This window comes from Paracoccus aerodenitrificans, assembly GCF_027913215.1.
Classification (GTDB): Bacteria; Pseudomonadota; Alphaproteobacteria; order Rhodobacterales; family Rhodobacteraceae; genus Paracoccus; species Paracoccus aerodenitrificans.
This window is the reverse complement of record NZ_CP115780.1, coordinates 153,897-173,483: the sequence shown is the minus strand read 5'-3', so window position 1 is coordinate 173,483 and position 19,587 is coordinate 153,897. Positions and strand designations below refer to the sequence as shown.

General features: G+C 60.1%; 14 protein-coding genes and 3 pseudogenes. 12 read left to right on the top strand and 5 right to left on the bottom strand.

What is annotated here, in order from left to right; all coding sequences use genetic code 11:
- Positions 1 to 1,581, top strand: a pseudogene (locus PAE61_RS00840) (ISL3 family transposase).
- A 352-nt stretch (positions 1,582 to 1,933) separates the two neighbouring features.
- On the opposite strand, the gene PAE61_RS00835 reads toward PAE61_RS00840, so the two are convergent.
- Entirely contained in the window at positions 1,934 to 2,608 is a 675-nt protein-coding gene (locus PAE61_RS00835; RefSeq protein WP_271112086.1) for a FadR/GntR family transcriptional regulator, read from the bottom strand.
- Between the two features lie 134 nt (positions 2,609 to 2,742).
- Here PAE61_RS00835 and PAE61_RS00830 point away from each other — a divergent pair, with 134 nt between their 5' ends.
- The 4 genes from PAE61_RS00830 (at position 2,743) to PAE61_RS00815 (ending at position 7,006) form a co-directional block, all read left to right on the top strand.
- Positions 2,743 to 3,612: a fumarylacetoacetate hydrolase family protein gene (locus PAE61_RS00830; protein ID WP_271112085.1), complete on the top strand. Its 870-nt coding sequence runs from the start codon at positions 2,743 to 2,745 to the stop codon at positions 3,610 to 3,612.
- Positions 3,613 to 3,694: 82 nt separating this feature from the next.
- Positions 3,695 to 4,651, top strand: coding sequence for a TAXI family TRAP transporter solute-binding subunit (locus PAE61_RS00825; protein WP_271112084.1), 957 nt, complete (start codon positions 3,695 to 3,697; stop codon positions 4,649 to 4,651).
- Positions 4,652 to 4,728: 77 nt separating this feature from the next.
- On the top strand, positions 4,729 to 6,642 hold the full coding sequence (locus tag PAE61_RS00820; protein WP_271112083.1) for a TRAP transporter permease: 1,914 nt from the start codon (positions 4,729 to 4,731) through the stop codon (positions 6,640 to 6,642).
- 82 nt (positions 6,643 to 6,724) lie between these two features.
- Positions 6,725 to 7,006: an NAD(P)H-dependent oxidoreductase subunit E gene (locus PAE61_RS00815; RefSeq protein WP_271112082.1), complete on the top strand. Its 282-nt coding sequence runs from the start codon at positions 6,725 to 6,727 to the stop codon at positions 7,004 to 7,006.
- Here PAE61_RS00815 and PAE61_RS00810 read toward each other — a convergent pair.
- Positions 7,003 to 7,095: pseudogene (locus PAE61_RS00810) on the bottom strand (transposase domain-containing protein); the annotation flags it as partial. The gene PAE61_RS00815 and the pseudogene PAE61_RS00810 sit on opposite strands and share 4 nt — an antisense overlap.
- Positions 7,096 to 7,314: 219 nt before the next feature.
- Here PAE61_RS00810 and PAE61_RS00805 point away from each other — a divergent pair.
- From PAE61_RS00805 to PAE61_RS00785, 5 genes are read left to right on the top strand one after another with little or no spacing between them, the layout of a single operon-like run.
- Positions 7,315 to 7,593 carry a HigA family addiction module antitoxin gene (locus PAE61_RS00805; RefSeq protein WP_271112081.1) on the top strand — a complete coding sequence of 93 codons (279 nt, stop codon included), beginning with the start codon at positions 7,315 to 7,317 and terminating at the stop codon, positions 7,591 to 7,593.
- Positions 7,590 to 10,325 carry a class I SAM-dependent DNA methyltransferase gene (locus PAE61_RS00800; protein ID WP_271112080.1) on the top strand — a complete coding sequence of 912 codons (2,736 nt, stop codon included), beginning with the start codon at positions 7,590 to 7,592 and terminating at the stop codon, positions 10,323 to 10,325. Before PAE61_RS00805 ends, PAE61_RS00800 begins: the two co-directional genes overlap by 4 nt.
- A 1-nt stretch (position 10,326) precedes the next feature.
- Complete coding sequence (locus tag PAE61_RS00795; RefSeq protein ID WP_271112079.1) at positions 10,327 to 10,740, top strand: hypothetical protein; 414 nt, start codon at positions 10,327 to 10,329, stop codon at positions 10,738 to 10,740.
- A complete protein-coding gene (locus PAE61_RS00790; RefSeq protein ID WP_271112078.1) occupies positions 10,737 to 12,779 on the top strand; it encodes a DEAD/DEAH box helicase in 2,043 nt (680 codons plus the stop codon). The genes PAE61_RS00795 and PAE61_RS00790 overlap by 4 nt, the downstream gene beginning before the upstream one ends.
- Positions 12,772 to 13,953, top strand: coding sequence for a GIY-YIG nuclease family protein (locus PAE61_RS00785; protein WP_271112077.1), 1,182 nt, complete (start codon positions 12,772 to 12,774; stop codon positions 13,951 to 13,953). Before PAE61_RS00790 ends, PAE61_RS00785 begins: the two co-directional genes overlap by 8 nt.
- 197 nt (positions 13,954 to 14,150) lie before the next feature.
- Here PAE61_RS00785 and PAE61_RS00780 read toward each other — a convergent pair.
- A pseudogene (locus PAE61_RS00780) lies at positions 14,151 to 14,423 on the bottom strand (ATP-binding protein); the annotation flags it as partial.
- A 39-nt stretch (positions 14,424 to 14,462) separates the two neighbouring features.
- Between PAE61_RS00780 and PAE61_RS00775 the strand changes: the two are divergent.
- The gene (locus PAE61_RS00775; RefSeq protein ID WP_088665148.1) at positions 14,463 to 15,164 is read left to right on the top strand and encodes an IS6 family transposase; all 702 of its coding nucleotides are present in this window, start codon (positions 14,463 to 14,465) and stop codon (positions 15,162 to 15,164) included.
- A 118-nt stretch (positions 15,165 to 15,282) separates the two neighbouring features.
- On the opposite strand, the gene PAE61_RS00770 is transcribed toward PAE61_RS00775, so the two are convergent.
- The gene (locus PAE61_RS00770; RefSeq protein WP_434803062.1) at positions 15,283 to 17,199 is read right to left on the bottom strand and encodes a heavy metal translocating P-type ATPase; all 1,917 of its coding nucleotides are present in this window, start codon (positions 17,197 to 17,199) and stop codon (positions 15,283 to 15,285) included.
- 293 nt (positions 17,200 to 17,492) lie between these two features.
- Between PAE61_RS00770 and PAE61_RS00765 the strand changes: the two genes are divergently transcribed.
- On the top strand, positions 17,493 to 18,194 hold the full coding sequence (locus tag PAE61_RS00765; protein ID WP_020952702.1) for a VIT1/CCC1 transporter family protein: 702 nt from the start codon (positions 17,493 to 17,495) through the stop codon (positions 18,192 to 18,194).
- A 628-nt stretch (positions 18,195 to 18,822) separates the two neighbouring features.
- On the opposite strand, the gene PAE61_RS00760 is transcribed toward PAE61_RS00765, so the two are convergent.
- On the bottom strand, positions 18,823 to 19,449 hold the full coding sequence (locus PAE61_RS00760) for a TetR/AcrR family transcriptional regulator (RefSeq protein WP_078543000.1): 627 nt from the start codon (positions 19,447 to 19,449) through the stop codon (positions 18,823 to 18,825).
- Positions 19,450 to 19,587: the final 138 nt, after the last annotated feature.

The window sequence follows — 19,587 nt, the reverse complement described above, 5'->3', positions numbered from 1 at the left end:
GTGTTTGTCCAGCACGTTGGCCGAACCGACGCCGGGGGATGGGTTGTGTCGGGCATACTGGCACCAAGAGGCATCTGCCCGGAATGCGGATCGCCTTCGCGTCGAAGACATGGATGGAGGCGTCGTCGGATCGAGGATTTTCCCGCACAGGGTCAGGCTGTCTGGGTCGAACTGAGGGTTTGTCGGTGGCGGTGCTCAAACTCGAACTGTGGCCGGCATACCTTTTCTGATCGCGATCCGTCGGTCGCGGCACCGTTCGCCCGCCGCACCTCGCGGCAAGCACAGCTTCTGGGTCATATGGCATATGCTGCAGGCGGCAGCCCGGCCGAACGGATATTACGTCGACTGGGAATTCAGGTCAGTGATGACACGATACTCCGTCAGCTGCTGCGGGGGGCTCGGAAGAGTGGCCGTAGCGCACGGGTCATCGGAATCGATGACTGGAGCTAGCGAAAGTCGCAGACCTATGGCACGATCATCATCGATTTGGAGCGCCGAACGGTTCTTGATGTCCTCGGGGATCGTGATGTGGTCACCTGCACCGAGTGGCTGAGGCGACACCCCGAGGTGGCCGTGATCAGCCGAGATCGCTGCGGTCTCTACGCCCAGGCTGCACGGCAAGGGGCACCGCAGGCGAAGCAGGTCGCTGACCGGTTCCATATCGTGCAAAACCTGCGGCAGGTCATCGAGGAGCAAATGAACCTCCACGGCCGTGCGACCGGCAGGGCGCTGCTGTCCACAGCAGACAACATCACCGCAGCTGGCAACCTTCTGAAGTCACGCCTGGCGCACAGGACATCTCGGGAAGAGATTTTCACGACCATCCATGCCGTTCGACGGCAAGGACTTTCCTGCAGCGAGATCCAGAGGCGGACCGGGTTCCCGCGTCGCAGCATCGCGAAATGGCTGCAGTTCGAGACGCCACCGGACCGCAGGCGGGCCGCCCTGAAGCCGACATCGCCGTGGTACTTTGAAGAGTTTCTGAGCCAAAGTTGGAAGGACGGCATCCAAACTGGAAGCGCCCTGTTCCGTATGATCCAAGAGCGTGGTTGCGCGGGGAGTCTGTCGCATTTGCAGCGGCTGCTGGCGGGTTGGCGCAGAGTCGAACAACAAGCGACCAACCCCAAGGTAGAGCACGAAATCCTTAAGCCAGTCCGGGACCCGGAAACTGGGCACGCGATTTCCCCGGTCATCGCGGCCGCGCTGTGCATCAAACCCCGTGGAAAGCTCACCTCGGATCAGGCGCGGAAAGTCGACGCGCTCAAGGCCGGTTCTCCCGCCTTCGCAACGCTGCGCAGCCTCGCCATGCGGTTCAATGGTATCATTCGCGGTCGCCAGGCAGACCCGCTCCCTGCATGGATCGACGATGCGATCGAAACCGACTTAGCGCCCATCGTGCGCTTTGCCCGTACCTTGAACCGGGACTTCGACGCCGTCACAAACGCAATCGAGATGCCCTGGAGCAACGGCCAGGCAGAAGGTCAGATCAACCGCCTAAAAACCCTCAAACACGCAATGTACGGTCGCGCCGGTCCAGAATTGTTGCGGGCGAGAATGCTCCCATTCCGCCACACAGATTGAGGATGACCTGTTTTACTCGCTCATAACCCACCTAGAGCATGATGAGATCAGCTTGAAGCGTATCTTCGGTCACTCCCTGCGATCGTGCCAATTGCGACATTCCCGCCGCAGCCTGCCGGAGCGGCAGCATCGCGGACAAAGTGAGCGTTCGCTGCGCGTCAACCAATGTCAGCTTGCGACCATATGGTCAAAAACGGTGGATTTTGTCGCCCTTGGAGCGGCGGCTGTCGCCGACATCCCGCCACGGCGGTCGAAATCAGATTTGGTGTGCGCTTGAGGATAAAGTGGTGGAAGATGAAGCCTTGAGCCCTTCTACCTGCACATGCGTTGCTCAGGATCCAATCGCGTAAGTTCACCGAGCGATCATGTTCATCTGTACCGTTCTGAGATGGGTGCGCATTGCCGCCTCTGCGTCATCAGCGAGGCGCCGCTCGAGAGCTCGAGTAATCTCTTGATGCTGCTCGCAATAGATCTGCCGCCTCTCTGGTGAGAAAGATCTTTGCTTCAACTCGTACCATGACGGCTGCTCCCTGAGCGTGCCGAGAATTGCGTGAATCTCACGTAGCAGACTGTTGCGGGTGCAGGAGAGGATAAGCCGATGCAAGGCAGCATCCCACTCCTCGAACTCGAGCATTGTGGCGGCCGCGACACCATGCTCATGGACCTGCCGGATCTTCTCCAGATCACCCGCGCTCGCATTTATGGCAGCAAATGCCGCAGCAGAGGGCTCCAGCAGGACGCGCAACTCCATCATGTCGGCCGGCGAAGCGCCATGCATGCGCTGCGTGCTCTCGAGGATCGGATCAGAATGCGGCAACTCGCGCAGATAGGTGCCGCGTCCAACATGGCGGACGAGCAGGCCGTCGTGACCCAATTGGTCCAGCGCACGCCTCACCGTGTTCCGGGCGACACCCAGTTCCTCGGCGATCGCGCGTTCTGTGGGGAGGCGGCCACCGTCAGGCCACGCTCCCTCCTTTATCCGCTGTCGCAGTTGGGCTGCGACGAAGTCGGAGTTGCCTCGGGTCATCTCACTCTATCCGCCCGTAATGATCCAATGGTGATCCAATACAGGATTCTTCCGGAATTTACCACATTCAATGTTGCACCAGTGGTAGGTATTGGTCTACTTCGATACAAAATTGGTAGCCTTGGGGAGAACCAGTGAAGGTCGGTACATTTAGGCACAACGGCGAACGGATCGTCGGTGAAGTCAACGAAGCCGAGGGCGTCGTGGTCCCGTTCGATCTGCCGCGAGCTGAAGCTGAACAGGGCGTCATCTGCCTGATCGGTCGTGATGAGATGCCAGCGCGCAAGGCCACTGTGCCGTTGGCTGACGTAACAGTGGAGGCGCCTATACCGCGCCCGGCGCGCAACATCTTCTGCGTGGGCAAGAACTACCATGAGCATGCGCACGAGTTCGCGAATAGCGGCTTCGATTCCAGTGCCGCGAAGGGTGCCGTGCCCGAGAACCCGATCATTTTTTCCAAGGTCCCCGAGACTGTCATCGCGACCGGAGAGCCTATCCTCATCGACTCTGCTGTGTCAGAGGCGATCGACTACGAGGCGGAACTTGCCGTGATTATCGGCAAACCCGGTCGCGGCATCAGCAAAGACGACGCTTTCGATCATGTCTGGGGCTACACGATCGTCAACGATGTCACGGCGCGTGATCTCCAAGGCAGGTTCAGCCAGTGGCTGATCGGCAAGTCGCAAGACACGTTCTGTCCCATGGGCCCTTGGGCGGTGACGCATGACGAGCTGGATATTGCGGATACCGCGATCCGGTGCGACGTGAACGGCGAGACGCGCCAGAACTCGAACACCGGCCTGCTCATCTTCGACATTCCCACCATCATTGAAACGATCTCGGCCGGTGTAACGCTGCAACCCGGCGACGTGATCGCCACTGGTACGCCCGCAGGGGTGGGGATCGGATCCAACCCTCCGAAGTATCTGCGTGAGGGGGACGTGGTAACGGTTGAGATCGACGGAATCGGCACGCTCAAAAACGAATGCCGCCGCCACGGTTGATGGCCGCGGCTGTTACGCGCCCTCGTCAGAAGGGGCTTGTCATCGGGCCAAACGGCCCGTTGAAATCAGAGGAGGAGACTGCATGAAACGGACACTCTATGCGCTTTGCGCGGCGTCGGCGGCTACGTTGCCTGCCGGAGTCTTGGCTCAGGATTCGACCGAGGTGGCTTGGGGCGGATCAAGCCCCGGTGGGGTGATGTACTATATGGTGGGCGTCGCCGGGACCGAACTGGGAAAGGACCTGCCCGACGTCAACATCACTCAGGTGACGACCGGCGGATCGACGGAAAATGCTCTGCGCCTTGTCAAAGGCGAGCTCGACATGGGCATCGTGTACGGCAGTCACGTCTACATGGCGCAGAACCAGGAAGGTCCCTTCGCCAACAGCGAGAAGGGCGACATGCTGCGTGGTGTCGCGATGGCTTACGAAGGGCCGACGTACTTCGTCACGCTCGAAGGCGAAGAGATCGAGAACATCGGCGATCTCGCGGATAAGACCGTTGCACTTGGGCCGCCGGGATCCGGAACGGTGTTCAACTGCTCCAATATCCTTACTGCGCTTGGGCTGCTGGATCAGGTTGAGCCTCAACTGATGACCTTCGCCGATGCCGGCCGTGCGCTCGGAAACGGGCAGATCGACGCGTTCTGCCAATCGTCTTCGCCCGCGGCGGCCGTCACCGAACTGGCCGAGACGCAAGACATCCGCATCCTCAACTATACCGAGGAGCAGCTTGCGACGATCAACGAAACCTACCCCTTCTATCACTCCGGGACGATGCCTGAAGGCACCTACAGTGGAGTGCCTGCGACCGAGATGCCGTACACGACCGTGTACTGGGTCGCGCATGAGCGGGTGCCGGAGGACGTGGTCAAACGTATGGTCGCAGCGGCCTACGAGAAGCAGGACACGCTGGCGGAGGGTCACAAGGCTTGGGCGCAGATGAAGCCCGACGTAGAGAACTTCCAGAATCTCGGGGCGCCGATGCACCCAGGCGCCGAGGCCTACTACCGCCAAGAAGGCCTGTGGCCTGAAGGCTGACCCTTCAAAGAAGTAATGCTGCCCCGGCCCCACTTCGGCCGGGGCTATCCGCACCTACGTTTCTGGATTCCCGCTCCATGCACAACTTCCCCTGGCTGTTCCGGGTCGAAGGGGCCCGCCGCACGCTCACCGGCCTCTATGCGCTCGCCTTCAATCTTACGGCGGCGGGATTCTCGCTCTTCTATCTGTACACGTCCGGCTTCGGCTTAGTGTCGACAGAAAGCAACCGTGGCGTCTACCTGATGCTGACCTCGGTGCTGGTCTTCCTGCTTTATCCGGCGACAAGAAGGTCGCCAACGGATCGCCCAAGCATCGTCGACATCGTGCTGATTGCCCTCACGATCGCATCTGTGGGCTATTGGATCCACCAGTATGTGAGCTACGCGATCTTCCGCGTTTCGGCTCCGAACCAGTGGGACTTGGCAATGGGGGCAATCGCCATCGCGGTCATGCTGGAAACGAGCCGTCGCGCGCTTGGGCCCGTCATCTCGACGATCGCGATCGTCTTTCTACTTCAGCTCTACTACGGCAGTTATCTGCCGGGGCAGCTTGCACATCCAGGCATGTCAGTAGAACGCACCCTCGAATTCACCTACTCCACCCAAGAAGCCCTCTTTGGCGTGGTCACGGCAACTTTTGCGACCTTCGTTTTTCCGTTCATGATTTTCGGGGCCTTTCTCGAGCGCTCGGGTGCAGGCGCATTTTTCATGGATCTCGGAACGGCCATAGCGGGACGCTGGCGGGGCGGACCGGCCAAGATCGCGGTAATGACCTCGGCGTTTTTCGGATCGATCTCCGGCTCTTCCGTCGCGAACGTCGTGACGACCGGCTCCTTTACCATTCCTCTCATGAAGCGCACGGGCTACCGACCCCATGACGCTGGTGCGATCGAGGCCATCGCCTCCACCGGCGGCCAGTTCATGCCGCCCGTCATGGGAGCCGGGGTTTTCATCCTCGCAACCTTGACCGAGACCAGCTATCTCACGATCGCGCTCATCAACGTCATCCCGGCGTCCGTATTCTTCATCTTTCTCCTGACGATGGTCGATCTCGAGGCGGTTCGACTTGGCCTCAAAGGGCTTCCGCCCGCCGAGATCCCGAGCGTCCGCAAGGTGCTCGCCCGTGGGTGGCACTTCTTTCTGCCGCTCGTGGCTGTGATCGGCTTGCTCTTCGTAGGCTATTCCCCCGAGTTCTGCGCCTTCTGGGGCACCGTCAGCGCCGCTGTTCTCTCTTGGCGCCACAAGTCGACGCGGATGGGTCCGACAGCAGTTGTGCAGGGCCTCATCGGAGGCGCCCAAAGCAACGCGGCTGCGGGGGCTGCGATCGGGACGCTTGGCATTATTATCGGCGGCATCGTCCTCGCCGGACTTGGGCTCAAGTTCTCGGCCGTGCTCATCGAGTTCTCGGGCGGCAATCTCTTCCTCGCGCTCTGCCTAGTGACCCTCGTCTCCATCATCATCGGGATGGGCTCATCGACGACGGGCTCCTACATCATCCTTTCGGTGGTGGCTGCGCCCGCACTGATCCAACTCGGCGTACCTACGATCGCGGCGCATCTGGCCGTGTTCTACGCGGCCTGCCTGTCGAATATCACGCCTCCCGTCTGCGTCTCGGCTTTCGCCGGTGCGGCAATTGCAGGAGCGCCGCCGATGCGCACCGGTTTCGCTGCACTCAAATTTGGTGCGACGCTCGTGTTGATGCCGTTCAGCTTCGTCTATGTTCCTGAACTGCTACTCTACGGCCCGTGGGGCGACATCGTTTATAAGACCGTGCTGTATGGGGTTGGTAGCGTCTTGCTCGCAATCTCACTCCAAGCCGCGACGCCGGTGCCAGGCCCAGTCAGCATACCGCAGCGGATTCTCTTCGCGGTAGGAGGGCTCGCGCTGATGTTTCCGGCTACTCTGTTGATCGACCTGATCGGTGCTGCGATCGCTATCGGCGCTGCGGCTTGGTTTGCACTGGGTAAATCGCGTCCTGCACAGGTTCGATGACGCAGGCGGAGTGCACCCTCGGGCCGGACAGGGCCAAGGCGACAGATCTTCTCCGCCTGCATCCGGAGCAAGGGAGCTTCTGATGACGGAACTGGCCGCGGGCCTGCCGCGAGAGGGGCGATCCGTCGCCAAGACCCGGGGCCGGATGCTGGACGAGGCGGCGCTGTCCGAGGTCCGCGCGCTCATCGACGCGGAGCCTGTGCGGGATCGCCTGATCGAACACCTCCACGCGCTTCAGCGCACGCATGGGCACATCTCGGCGGCGCATCTGCGTGCGCTTGCGGACCTGCTGCGTATCGGCCAAGCCGAGGTGTACGAGGTCGCGACCTTCGTAAGCGTTCGCAGGACATCACGGTCGGCTTAGCTTGACGGTTTGAAGTTCCATGGCAGCAGGTCGTCGATGCGGCTTTGCGGGTGGCCGTTGGCGATGGCTGTCAGGGTTGCCTTGAGATAGGGACTGCGTTGCGGCGTTCGAATCCCGCACCTTGTTAGTCATCTTATGCTTCCCGCTTGAGTATTTGTTGCATCCCGTTATCTCTGCTGCATTTGGCTACCTATTGCGCGCAATGAAGTACGCAAATACGCCATCATTTAGAGATCCTAAGCAACCCTGAAGCTGGATTGATAACCGTCAATTGTCACCCTACAGTCGTGTCAACTGTAGGAGCTGACGTGACCCATCCCGGAATCCTTGTTCGCCAAGAATGTCTTGACCCCAACGGCTTGTCCGTCACCGACGCCGCACAGGTGCTCGGATGCAACCGTCAGACCCTCAGCAACCTCCTGAACGGGCGATCTGGCATCTCGCCAGAGATGGCGCTTCGCCTTGAGAAGGCGTTCGGCACCTCAGCCCGCTCCTGGATGGAACGACAAATGAACCACGAGCTGGAGACGGTCATGGCGCGCGCCCATGAGATCGAAGTCCAGCCATTTATGAGGCAGACCCCATGAACCCGGTTGAAATCGAACAGGCCATTTCTGACCTAGCCGAGGCTCCGTTTGATGCGGCGGAATTTCCCTATGCCTTCCTTGAGGCCTTCGGGCGCAAGGCGACTGAGATCAAGAAGCTGCGCAAGGGCGACACCAACAAGTCGGACTTGGGCGGCGTTCTGCAACGCAACAACATCCACATGGCAACTTGCGCGCCGGGTGAGGTCTCCCAGACCCTCGCCGCGCTGAAGGACAGCCCCGCAACGACCAAACACAAGGCCAAGTTCATCCTCGCCACCGACGGCCAGACCTTCGAGGCCGAAGACCTGATCGGTGGCGACACCGTGGCCTGCGCTTACAAGGACTTCCCCGACAGCTTTGGCGTCTTCCTTCCCCTCGCGGGCATTTCGACCGTCAAGCAAATCAAGGAAAGCGCCTTTGACATCAAGGCGACGGGCCGCTTGAACCGCCTCTATGTCGAGCTGTTGAAGGACAACCCCGATTGGGGCAAGGCTGAGCGTCGGCATGACATGAACCACTTCATGGCGCGGCTGATCTTCTGCTTCTTCGCGGAAGATACCGACATCATCACCACCGCCGACCTGTTCACCGGCACGATCGACCGCATGTCGAACCGGGACGGCACGAACACGCATGAGGTCATCAGCGAGATTTTCCGCGCGATGAACGTGGCGACAAAGGACCGCGCCAGCGCCAACCTGCCCCGCTGGGCCGATGCCTTCCCCTATGTGAACGGCGGGCTGTTCTCCGGCTCGACCGAGGTGCCGCGTTTCTCCAAGATCGCGCAGCGTTACCTCAGCCATATCGGCGGGCTGGACTGGACCAAGATCAACCCCGACATCTTCGGCTCGATGATCCAGGCGGTCGCGGATGAGGGCGAACGCTCTGTCTTGGGCATGCACTACACCTCCGTGCCGAACATCCTGAAGGTGCTGAACCCGCTTTTCCTCGATGACCTGAACGCCGCGCTGGAGGAGGCGGGCGAAAATGCCCGCAAGCTCTCGAACCTGCGGGGTCGCATTGCCAAGATCAGGGTGTTCGACCCCGCCTGCGGGTCGGGCAACTTCCTTGTCATCGCCTACAAGCAGCTCCGTGCGATCGAGGCCGAGATCAACCGCCGCCGGGGCGAGGCCGATCGCAAGACGGACATCCCCCTGACCAATTTTCGCGGCATCGAGATTCGGGATTTCTCGGCCGAGATCGCCCGTCTGGCGCTGATCATCGCGGAATACCAGTGCGACGTGACCTATCGCGGTCAGAAAGAAGCCTTGGCCGAGTTCCTGCCGCTGGACAGTCAGAACTGGATCACTTGCGGCAACGCGCTTCGGCTCGACTGGCTGTCGATCTGTCCGCCGACCGGGACGGGTGTAAAGGTGAGCGCGGACGATCTGTTTCAGACGCCATTGGATCAGGCGCAGATTGATTTTGAGAACGAAGGCGGTGAGACATACATTTGTGCAAATCCTCCCTACCAAGGAAGTGTTAACCAAACGACCGATCAAAAGGAGGATATGAGAAGGATTTTTGAGGATGTCTTCAAAAAGTACAAAGATTTGGATTATGTTGCTGCCTTCATGTATAAAGCGGCTATCTTCAACAGAGTAAGCGGATCGTCATCAGCTTTTGTTACGACGAATTCTATCACTCAGGGCGAGCAGGTTGCTATGCTGTGGCCGCTTATTTTCCATGAGGATAACCATATTCATTTTGCACATACCTCCTTCCTATGGAGTAACCTTGCTAGCAATAAGGCGGCAGTAACGGTCGTGATCGTAGGCTTGTCCCCATACGGGAGACAAATTTCCAAGCTATACTCGGGTGATCAGGTTCAAGAAGTTTCAGTAATTGGCCCTTACTTAGTCCCAGGATCAAAGGTTGTGGTGAAAAAGTCCACCAAAGCTATCCATGATCTTTCGAAGATGGACTATGGAAACAAGCCAACGGACGGTGGCAATTTAATCCTTAGTGGCGACGAGAGAGACGCATTGATCTCAAGCCATCCCGAAGCGAAAGAATTTATTCGAGAGTACATAGGTTCCGCTGAATATATCAGGGGAACGCGAAGATTTTGCCTATGGATTGAGGATCGGCAGCGGAAGTATGCCGAGGATATTCCGGAAGTTCGCCGTCGGTTAGATGCTGTTTTTCACCTTCGATTTGAGAGCAGGGGCCAGCAAGCAAACCAAAATGCAAATACCCCGCATCGATTTGTGTTCACGCCTCACACCACTCAAATGAGCATGGTTATTCCTAGGCATTTTTCTGAGCGCAGAGACTATGTGACCGCTGGTATCATGAACGGCAAGCATCAGGTTATAGCGGATTCTGCATCCGCTATATACGGATCAAAGATGTTCGACTTTTCTGTCGTATCATCTAGTCTTCATATGGTTTGGGTTCGTGCGGTAGCCGGTAGGATTAAGTCCGACTACCGATACTCCAGTACATTGGTGTGGAACACCTTCCCCGTGCCCAAGTTGACCGAGAAAAACCGCGAAGACTTGACCCGCTGCGCAGAAGACATCCTTCTGGCGCGCGAGGCGCATTTCCCGGCCACCATCGCGGACCTCTACGACCCCGAAAAGATGCCTGCCAACCTCCGCGCAGCCCATGACCGCAACGACGAGACCCTGGAACGCATCTACATTGGCCGCCGCTTCAAGAACGACACCGAACGCCTCGAAAAGCTCTTCGACATGTACACCAAGATGACGACGAAGGTTCCGGCCTGAGATGTTCGCCCGTGTCCCCTATGCCGACCTCAACTCCCGACAGCGGGAAAACTACAACTTTCACAAGCTTGCGGCCCGCTTGGCGGATTACGGCTTCAATTGCATTCGCCTGACGGATGATTGGCAGGGGGCCGATTTCATCGCGGTTCACATCGATGGTGAAACCTTCCTCAAGGTGCAGTTGAAGGGGCGACTGGTCATCGACCGGAAGTACCTCGGCAAGCAGATCTACGTCGCCTTCCTGCACGGCGATGAGGCCTATCTCTATGACCATGATGCCTTTGTTCGGCATCTGGAGACGAATGGACTGATCGGGGATGCCAGCGTGACTTGGCATGACAAAGGTTTCCGCAGTTGGCCCAGCCCGCCAGCATGGGCCATCACCTATTTGCAAGACTACAGGATTTCCGCATGACCAAGTCTGTTCCCTCTGTTTCCGTTTCCTATCCGGCCAATGGCAGCTCCACCAAGTCCAACGAGCTTGGAATGCGCACCATGCAGGAGCGCGCCTATGAAAAGCGGGGGGAGCAATACCTGCTGATCAAGTCGCCGCCCGCCTCGGGGAAAAGCCGGGCGCTGATGTTCATCGCGCTAGACAAGCTGCACAATCAGGGTCTGAAGCAGGCCATCATCGTGGTGCCGGAGAAGTCGATCGGATCGAGCTTCGCCGATGAGCCGCTGTCGAAGTTCGGCTTCTGGGCCGACTGGACCGTCGCGCCGCGCTGGAACCTCTGCAACGCGCCCGGTGGTGACAGCGGCAAGGTCGGGGCGGTCGGCAAGTTTCTGGAAGGCGACGACCAGATCCTCGTTTGCACCCACGCCACTTTCCGCTTTGCCGTCGACAAGTTCGGGATCGAGGCCTTCGATGACCGGCTGATCGCGGTGGACGAGTTCCACCATGTCTCGGCCAACCCTGTCAACAAGCTGGGGGCGCATCTTGGCACCCTGATCGCCCGTGACAAGGCGCATGTGGTCGCGATGACCGGATCGTATTTCCGTGGTGACACCGAGGCCGTTCTGTCGCCCGAGGATGAGGCGCGGTTCGAGACCGTGACCTACACCTATTACGAACAGCTCAGCGGCTACACCTACCTGAAGACGCTCGACATCGGGTATTTCTTCTACAGCGGCTCCTATGCCGACGAGCTGCTGAAGGTGCTGGACCCGACCGAGAAGACGATCCTGCACATCCCGAACGTCAATTCGCGCGAAAGCACGAAGGACAAGCATAGGGAGGTCGAGCATATCATCGACGCCTTGGGCGATTGGCAGGGCACCGATCCGGCCACGGGCTTCCAACTGGTGAAGCGCCCCGATGGCAAGGTGTTGAGGATCGCCGACCTGGTGGATGATGACCCGGCCAAGCGGGACAAGGTTTCCGCCTCTCTCAAGGACCCGAGCCAGAAGAACAATCGCGATCATGTGGACATCATCATCGCGCTTGGGATGGCGAAGGAAGGCTTCGACTGGATCTGGTGTGAGCACGCCCTGACCGTGGGTTATCGGTCGAGTCTGACGGAGATCGTGCAGATCATCGGACGGGCCACGCGGGATGCAAAGGGCAAGACGCACGCGCGATTCACCAACCTGATCGCCGAACCTGATGCCTCGGAGGAAGCGGTGCGCGAAGCCGTCAACGACACGCTGAAGGCCATCGCGGCGAGCTTGCTGATGGAGCAGGTGCTGACGCCCAAGTTCGAGTTCAAGCCGAAGACTCCGGCCAACACGGCGCAGGACGGCTTCGATTATGGCGAGAACGGCTACGACGACAGCAAGTGCAATGTGGGCTTCAACGAGCAGAAGGGCACGTTCCAGATCGAGATCAAGGGCCTGACCCAGCCCAAGAGCCCCGAAGCCAACCGTATCTGCGAGAACGATCTGAACGAGGTCATTACAGCCTTCGTGCAGGACAAGACCGCGATCGAGCGCGGGCTGTTCGATGAGGAAATGGTGCCGGAAGAGCTGACCCAGGTGAAAATGGGCAAGATCGTTCGCGACAAGTATCCCGAGCTGGACGAGGCGGATCAGGAGGCCGTGCGCCAACACGCCATTGCCGCGATGAATTTCACGCAGCAGGCCAAGAAGACGCTGTTGGGGGATGGCACCGATGCGCCATCCAACACCGCTTTTGTCGATGGCGTTCGCCAGTTCGCCATGAGCGTCAAGGAGCTGGATATCGACCTGATCGACCGGATCAATCCGTTCAGCGAAGCCTATGCAATCCTTGCCAAGACCATGAGCGAGGAGAGCCTGAAAGAGGTGGCCGCGGTGATCGAGGCCAAGAAGATCAAGCTGTCCCCGGAGGAAGCCCGAGACCTCGCCAAGCGTGCTGTGAAGTTCAAGCAGGAGCGCGGGCGGCTGCCGTCATTGACCTCCACAGATGCCTGGGAGAAACGCATGGCCGAAGGCGTGGCCTTCCTCACGCGCATGAAGCAGGAGTCGATGAATGGCTAACATGTTCACCGATGATGACGACGCCCTGCTGTCCGAGCTGGGGATCGAGGTCGAGAAGAAGAAGCAAGTCACGCGGACGCCCCGCGAGGAACGGATCATTGCGGGCTTCGAGGACATCCAGAAATTCGTCGCCGAGCATGGACGCCTGCCTCAGCATTCCGAGGACGGCGATATTTTCGAACGCCTTTATGCCGTGCGTCTTCAACGGCTGCGGGAGCTGCCGGAAGCCGCTGACCTTCTTGCCGACCTCGACGCTGGTGGCCTTCTGTCCGGAGCCGAGATGACGCCAGTTGCCGACGATCTGGATGATGATGCGTTGCTTGCCGCGCTTGGTGTCGAGGTCGAAGCCTCCCCTATCACCGAGTTGAAGCATGTCCGCTCGAACGCCGAACGCAAGGAGGCGGAGGACATCGCGAACCGTCAGCGATGTGAGGATTTCGAGACCTTCCAACCGCTATTCGAGAAGGTGCAGCGTGAACTGGATTCCGGGCAGCGTGAAACCCGCCCCTTCGAGCTGAAGGCCGAGATCCAGAAGGGCCGTTTCTTCATCGTTGAGGGGCAAAAAGCCTATGTCGCGGAGATGGGCGAGGAGACTCTCACTGATCAAGGACGGACAGATGCCCGTCTGCGCGTGATTTTCGACAATGGCACGGAAAGCAGAATGCTGATGCGTTCGCTCCAACGAGCTTTGAACAAGGATGAATCCGGTCGGAGGATCACCGAGTCCGTCGCGGGGCCGTTGTTCGCGGACGCCCCCGAAGAAGGCGACAGCACCACCGGCACGATCTATGTTCTGCGCAGCAAGTCCGATCATCCGATGGTGTCCGAGAACCGGGACTTGGTGCACAAGATTGGCGTGACCACATTGGGTGTCGAGAAGAGGATTGCCGGTGCGCATCTTCAACCGACGTTCCTGATGGCGCCGGTCGAGGTTGTGGCGACCTATGAGCTCTACAACATCAACCAGACCCGGCTTGAAAACCTGATCCACCGGATTTTCGGAACTGCACAGCTCGACATCGAAATTCCGGATCGGTTCGGCCGTCCCGTGATGCCCCGAGAGTGGTTCCTGGTGCCGCTATTCGTCATCGACGAGGCGGTCCAGAAGATCAAGGACGGCACGATTACCAAGTTTCGGTATGACCCGGAGAAGGCCAGCCTCGTCTCCAGCTGAAGAGGAGGTTGTCCTAGCTCTGGCCGAGATTTGACGTTCGCTCCTTTGGGGCGGGCGTTTGGGGTGTGGCCGTTTATGGGTTCCAGACCGGTCGTGTACGCCAGTCGGTTGGAAAACCCATTTTCTGTTGATTTCCACCCAGAACTGACCCGGGGTTTCCATCGAGAAGTGACCCACCTTGAATTATGCTGAGCGGGTCATGATTGGGTCAAGACATGGCTTCCCTCCCTCTTTTTCCGCGTTGCTGCAGCCGCGCTGTCCTTGAAGCGGAAGCTGTCGTTTCCGGTCTCGAGGATGTGGCAGCGATGGGTCAGCCGATCGAGAAGCGCGGTGGTCATCTTGGCGTCACCGAACACTGTGGCCCACTCGCTGAAGCTGAGGTTCGTGGTGATGATCACGCTGGTGCGCTCGTAGAGCTTGCTCAGCAGATGGAAGAGCAAGGCGCCTCCTGACGCGCTGAACGGCAAGTAGCGATTGCCTCCTTGCTGTTTGCTACGTAGGTCACGGCGATGCAGACACCTTCCATCAGCTACAAGCGGCACCGGTTCCCGCCTTCGATCATTGCCCACGCGGTCTGGCTGTACGTCCGGTTCAATCTGAGCCTGCGGGAGGTTGAGGAGATGCTGCTCGAACGTGGCATCGACGTCTCCTATGAAACGGTTCGGCGCTGGACGGCCAAATTCGGGCCGCAGATCGCGAGAAACTTGCGGCGATGCCAGCGCCGCCCCGGCGACATCTGGCATCTTGACGAAGTCGTGGTGAAGATTTCCGGCAAGACGTTCTGGCTCTGGCGCGCCGTTGATCAACGCGGCGTTGTTCTGGACGAGATCCTCCAGTCCCGGCGGGACAAACGGGCCGCCAAACGGCTTTTGCGCAAGCTGATGAAACGCGCGGGGTCTGTTCCCAAGCGGATTATAACGGACAAGCTCCGCTCATATGGCGCGGCCAAGCGCGAACTCCTGCCCGATCTGGATCACTGGTCGCATAAGGGGCTCAACAATCGTGCCGAGAACAGCCATTTACCGTTCCGAAAGCGAGAGCGCGTGATGCAGGGTCATCGCTCGCCAGGCGGCCTGCAACGCTTCGTGTCCATCCATTCAGCCGTCCGCAATTGTTTCTCCGTTCCAGCTCGCCGACGCGCCGCCCTGACCATTCGCTACCACCGGATGGAAGCTCTCCGCACGTGGAAAGTAGCAGCCAGCATCGCCTAAGACCTTCATTTACGGCCTTGCCAGCCAACCCTTCGGTTAACGTGACAACACCAGTGCAATGCCATGCTCAAGGCCGAGGCCCGCGTTCTCAGAGCCATCGGTGGTGATAAGGATGTGCTTATACATGAGAAACCTCTTGAGGTTGGGAGGAGGGATGCGAGGCCGCTTTTCGCGCCGCGCCGCGATCATTGCGGATCGGATCGGCGAGCAGCCGCAACCCGTTTAGCACCACCAGAACCGTGCCCCCTTCATGGCCGATGACGGCAAGCGGCAAAGGCAGCTCGAAAAATAGCGCCGAGACCACCAGAAGCACCATCATCGCCAAGGCAAAGCCGAGGTTCTGCCGGATGATCCGGCGGGTACGCAAGGCCAGTGTCCGGGCGGCGGCAAGGCGGGTCATGTCCTCGGACAGAAGCGCCACATCTGCGGCCTGCAGCGCCACTTCGCTGCCCGCAACCCCCATGGCGACGCCGACATCCGCCCGGGCAAGGGCAGCGGCATCATTCACCCCGTCGCCGACGAAGGCCGTCCGGCCCTTTTCGGCAAGCGCGGCAACCAGTTTGACCTTGTCTTCCGGCAACAATTCGGCGTGGATCTCCGCATCGGAAAAGCCGAGCTCCCGCCCGATCCGTTCGGCCACCGGGCGGCGATCCCCGGTCATCAGGGCCAGCTGCGCCACCCCCGCCGCACGCAGTTGCGAAAGCCCGGCGGCAGAGCTTGGCCGCGGGCGGTCTGCCACCGTGACGCCGCCGATCAGCTGCTCGCCACGCCCGATCCAGGTGACGGTTTGGGCCGAGGCCTTCAGCCGCTGCGCCCCGGCCGTATCGACCCGCGCCCCCATCCGCTCCAGCATGCGCTGGTTTCCGGCCCAGATCGGCCCCTCTTCGTCGATCCCGGTGATGCCCTCACTGGGATGGGTCACGACATCCCGGATGGCGGCGGGGGCAAGCCCCTCGGCCTCTGCCCGGCGCCGGATCGCGGCGGCGATCGGATGCTCGGACTGCGCCTCCAAACCCGAGAGCAGCGCCAGCATGCGCCCCTCGGGGATCTCTGAGGTGAGGTCGGTGACCTCTGCAACTCCGGTGGTCAGGGTGCCGGTTTTGTCAAAGGAAAAGCTCTTCACTTCTGCCAAGGCTTCAAGCGCCGCGCCACCTTTGAACAACACGCCGCCCCGTGCCGCAGCCGCCAGCGCCGACAGCATGGCGGCGGGCACCGAGATCACCACGGCGCAAGGGCTTGCCGCCACCAGCAGCACCGCAGCGCGGTAGAGGGCGTCGGAGGCGGAAGCCCCCATCCCCCACAGAACCACAAAGGCCAGCATGGCCCCCAAAAGCACGGCCACGGTGTAGCGCTGCCCGAACCAGGCGCTGAAGGTCTCGGAAGGCGCGCGGGCGGCTTGGGCCTCGGTCACCATGTCGATCATCCGCGCCACGGTGCTGCTTTCGACGGTGGCGCTTGCGCGCATGGTCAGCACGGAATTGAGGTTGACCGTCGCCTCGAAAAGCTTCGCTCCGGGCACCTTTGAGACGGGCATCGACTCTCCGGTGATCGTCGCCTCGTCGACCGTGCCTTCGCCGGTGACAAGCACGCCATCCACGGGCACGCGCGCGCCCGGACGCAGGACAAGCAAATCCCCCTCGCGAAGCGCCGCGACGGGGATTTCCTCTGTCGCGCCCGTGGCGCTCAGCCGCAGTGCAGTCTCGGGGCGCAGCGCCATCAGCGCCTCGATCGCGCGGCGGGCGCGGCCCATAGCGCGATGCTCCAGCGTGCCCGAAATGCTGAAGAGTGTGAGGAGAACGGCCCCCTCCAGCGGGGCGCCGACGGCAAGCGCGGCCAAAGCCGCGATGATCATCAACAGGTCTATGTCGAGCACGTGGTCCTTGAAAAGTGCACCAAGCGCGCGCAGCCCCGTCGGAAGCCCGGCCGCAAGATAGACAAGTGCAAGCCCTGCCGTGAGCCAGATCCCCGGCAGCACGAAGGTGCCGAAGAAGGCGGCCGCCATGCCGAAACTCGCCGCGAGCGTGAGGGGAAACATGAGGCGTTCTTCAAGACTTACAGGGGCGGTGCTGGGCATAGGAAGCTTCCTGTGTTGACACGCATGCGGCGGGTTCGGCGCATGAGGAGCCGATAATTCATTCCGTCCAACGTCGGCTATGACCCAGATCAATTGCAATGATCTGGGTCACCCTACATTGTTACCGGAAGTTTAAGGAAGTCGATGGCCTCGTCAGCGTTTCAATCCATCGAGCGTGGATGAGCGGTGAAGCCTTGGCGCGGCCTGGAATCTACAGGGTCAGATCGACAGTATGAAATTGGAGCGGGACGGCCATGACCTATCAGTCAGCCCATGAAGAAGTACATTTCGTCAACCGCAGCGGTTGGTTGCGGGCCGCGGTGCTCGGCGCCAACGATGGGATCGTCTCGATCTCGGCGCTCATCGTGGGCGTGGCGGTCGCCAATCCTTCCGCAGAGGCGGTGTTCATCGCAGGCGCCGCGGGATTGGCCGCCGGGGCGATGTCGATGGCGGCGGGGGAGTATGTCTCGGTCAGCTCACAATCGGATATTGAAGGTGCTGACATCGCCCGTGAGGCGCAGGCTCTGCGCGAGACACCCGCGGAGGAGGAGGCGGAACTGGCTTCTATCTGGGAGAGCCGAGGTCTCTCGCCCGCGACGGCAGCGCTTGTCGCGCGCGAGTTGACCGAAGCTGACGCGCTTGGGGCCCATGTGCGCGATGAACTCGGCCTCTCTGAGGTGCATAGCGCCAATCCCTTACAGGCTGCCTTTGCCTCTGGGCTCACGTTCACTTTGGCCGGGGCTGTGCCGATGGTTGCTGCGCTCGTCTCACCCGCAGAAACTGTCGCCGTCGTGGTTACTGTGACAACGCTGCTCGCGCTTGCCGTTCTCGGGGCTCTCGGGGCTTGGGCCGGCGGAGCCAAGTTGTTGCGACCAACACTGCGTGTGGTCTTCTGGGGCGGTGCCGCGATGGCAGTGACCGCCGCTATCGGGAAACTATTTGGGGTCGCGGTTTAGGCCGTGTTGACAAAAGGGATTCACAGGGTAAAGTTCCGGCGCTTCGCCATTCTCGTATCCCTTCAAAGGTTTGGGATACACCTTAGCCGACTGTCCGGATTCCTAGGACCACTTCACTTGAACGGATTGCTAATCGCGACCTTGACTGAAGCGGGAGAGGATGTGGCGCTCGGACGAGCGACTTGCGACGATGTCCTGCGTCCCAAACCGGAGTGCCCTTACTGAATGGCATCGGTTTCGCCACCGGCCTTCGCAAACGTTGATGTGGCGTTGATGCAAAACGGGGATGGGGACGCCCGACTGTTTCAGTCATCATCCAAGCTTTTGATCATAGGGGATTTTTTGGTTGCGGGGACAGGATCTGCGAACTGTTTCGCACTTGCAAAGACAATACTCTGACCCGCATCCGGCGCGTGATCAGTGCCCAAGAGCAAATATGTATTGGTTGCGGGGGCGCGCAACCTACGAGACCGACACTCGATCCAAGCGGCCATCTGACCGACCGTATATAGCCGCCTGAAAGCACCTGAGGCGTCCGATCAATCGTGTTGAAATCTCCGCACGAAACGCGGAAATCCCAACATGACTTATACAGGATCGCAGTTGGCAAGCTGACTTGGATAGTGGTCTAGATGGGACGCCAGCCGAATACCCCATCTGAACAACCAGGCAGCATTGCGTTCATCAGGGCGGTTTGCAGCATCTGTCGCTGATCCGCCTCGGGGATAGCCAGCAAATCCGCAGGCCCGAAAATCGCACGATGGGTCACGAAACCGCTGAGAAGGCTAAGCGCGAAATGCGCCCGTCCCGGATCCGCATGGCCAAACGCCCTGCTTAGAGGCAGGGCTAGTGACGTGCCAAAGAATTGCGCAATGATCGCCCGCGCCTCGCTGCAGAGGCTGGACTGTGTCAGTAAATGAAGCGGCCTGACATCTTCTACCTTGCGCGGATCACGCAGGAAGGCCAGATCGCAGATCCGGTTGATCATGGTCGCGCCATCGGGGTCCCCTGCGGCGATGTCATCGAGGGGCGCAAGCGCCAGCAAGGCCTGACGGAATATCTCAGCCTTCGACCCGAAGGCGCGATGGACATAGGCCACATCGACCCCAGCCGCGGCGGCGATGTCGCGCAGGCTGGTGTCGGAATAGGGCATCCGCGCGAAAAGCAGCATCGCCGATGCAAGAATGCGTTCTTTCCCGGTTGCCTGCCCCGGCATGCGGTCGGTCGAGTTGGCTGAGTTGAGCGTCCTTGGCATGGGTGGCTTGTGTTCGTCCGGTGGCTTCGACGCGAAGAAACTGAAAATGCTGCCCCGGAGCAGAGGTGCGGCAAGGTGCAGCCCAGACCGGGTCGTGTTGTTTAGCTGGTTTTTCAACAGCAAACAACCAGCAGCCGC